The following is a 1,859-nucleotide window of genomic DNA, read 5'->3' on the forward strand; positions in this document are numbered from 1 at the left end:
GGTCGCGAGGCGGGTGGCGAGCGCCGGCTTGGGCTGCTTGATCTGGTCCTTCACATAGCGCTCGACCGTGCGCCGGGAGATGGCGAGGAGGTCCGCCACGGCCTTGGTGGACTTGAGCTGCTTCACCAGGAAACGCACCTGGGCGCCCGCGGACTTGGGGATCGGACGGGTGAAGTGCTGCTCGTCGGCGCGTTCGAGGCTGTCGCTGATCTCGGGCATGGGTGGTTGCTACTCTCCGTCGGCCGCGGCGTCGTGGCCCTTGATGTGCCGGGCGGGGTTGTGGCGTTCGTCGAGCATCTGCACGGCCCAGAGCAGGGGCTGGGTGCCCTCGTGCTTGACCATGCCGGGGCTGACACCTAGGCGGAAGCCGCCGGGCAGCGGCTTGCCGTCGGGGGTGCGGGGCAGGAAGTCGAGCGGGCCCGGCCCGTCGGACAGGTAGACCGCGCAGTCGGAGAGGACGGCGATGGGGTACTCCCCCGCGTCGGCCAGCTTGCGCATCTTGCGGTGCATGTTGACCCGGGCCGTGGCGATGACCGCGGCCCGGATGTCGGGCCGCCAGGTGGGGCGTTCGAGCGCGGGCCAGGGCTCGCCCGGCCGGTAGCCGGCGCCCTGCGGGCGTTCGCGGAGCTTGCCGATGCCGCCCTTGACGGTGGACTTGATCGCGGACAGCACCGCGGCCTGGGCCGGATCGTGCTGCTTGTGGTGCGCCATCGCGGTGAGGAACTCGGCCTCGGTGAGCCCGGGGTGCACGCCGAGCTCCGCCATCGTCGCCATGTACGCGTCGCGCAGGCGGGTGTACCAGGCGTCGAGGTACGGCCCGCTGTCGGGGCGCAGCCAGGCCTCGGTCGGCTGGACGGGGTGGCCGAGTTCCTGGGCGTAGGCGAGGGTCGGGGTCGCGTACCAGGCGGGGCCGGCCGGGGCCCGGCCGTGCGGGGTGAAGGGGCTGGGCAGCCGCGGGTCGAGCGCGAGGTCCGAGAGGTCCGCCAGCCAGCAGCCGGGAGTCTTCGGGTCGAAGCGCGGACGGCCGGTGTGGACGGCGGGCCCGATGCCGACGACCAGCCGGTTGGCCGCCGCCGCGAAGGCCATGTTCACGTCGATCCCGACCGCGTGGGTACGGGCGCACTCGGCGTCGCTCAGGAGCTGCGGGTCGCGGATCCAGTCGTACGCCTCCTCGTCGAGGACCTGGTCCGGGGTGCGCTGGTGGGCGCGGGGGTAGAGGGCCGCGACCACCGGGTGCTCGTCGGGGGCCTCCGGGGGAGCGGGGTCGACGGGGCGGGTGAGGGAGCCGGGGACGGGGGCCGAGACCCAGGCGCCGGTGGTCTCGTCGCGGGCGGCGCGGGTGGGCGGACGCAGGGAGGTCATCAGCTCCAGGCCGGAGACGGCCGTGGAGCCGCGGGGGGTGAGCACCCGGGTGGCGTACGAGGTGAGGAGCTCGGCCAGTTCCGGGGCGGGGAGTTCGGCGGTGTCCTCACCCCAGGCGCGGGGGTCGAGCGCACCCCAGGGCAGCACCGCGAGCTGGACGCACTGGCGGCCGGTGGTGGGGGTGGCGGGCCGGTAGACGCGGGCCCAGGGGCCGAAGCCGCGGCGGGTCAGCTGCCACTTGGCCTTGGTGAGCAGGCGGACGACGGGGTGGTCGTCGGGGAGGCGCAGCCCGCGGCGGTCCTCCAGGACCAGGGGGAGGCCGAGTGCCTCGGTGGCCGCTGGGGTGAGGACGAGGAGGGGGTCGCCGTCCTTGCCGTTGCGGTGGAGGCGGGGGGAGCGGAGGTCGGCGGCGGGGCCGAGGGCCCAGGCGATGAGGGCGGGGAGACCGCCGGCGGGGTACTCCAGGACCACCCCGCCGGCGGCGTGGGCGCGGCCGG

2 protein-coding genes are annotated in these 1,859 nt (G+C 75.1%); both read right to left on the minus strand.

Annotated elements, in window-relative coordinates; genetic code table 11:
* Window positions 1–219 (minus strand): telomere-protecting terminal protein Tpg (gene tpg, locus ACFWGD_RS13205; protein WP_377779144.1); only part of this gene is annotated, 219 nt, incomplete at its 3' end.
* Between the two features lie 9 nt (window positions 220–228).
* Window positions 229–1,859 (minus strand): telomere-associated protein Tap (gene tap / locus ACFWGD_RS13210; protein ID WP_377779145.1); only part of this gene is annotated, 1,631 nt, incomplete at its 5' end.

Origin of the sequence: Corynebacterium sp. NPDC060344 (genome assembly GCF_042725215.1) — a bacterium.
Classification (GTDB): domain Bacteria; phylum Actinomycetota; class Actinomycetes; order Mycobacteriales; family Mycobacteriaceae; genus Corynebacterium.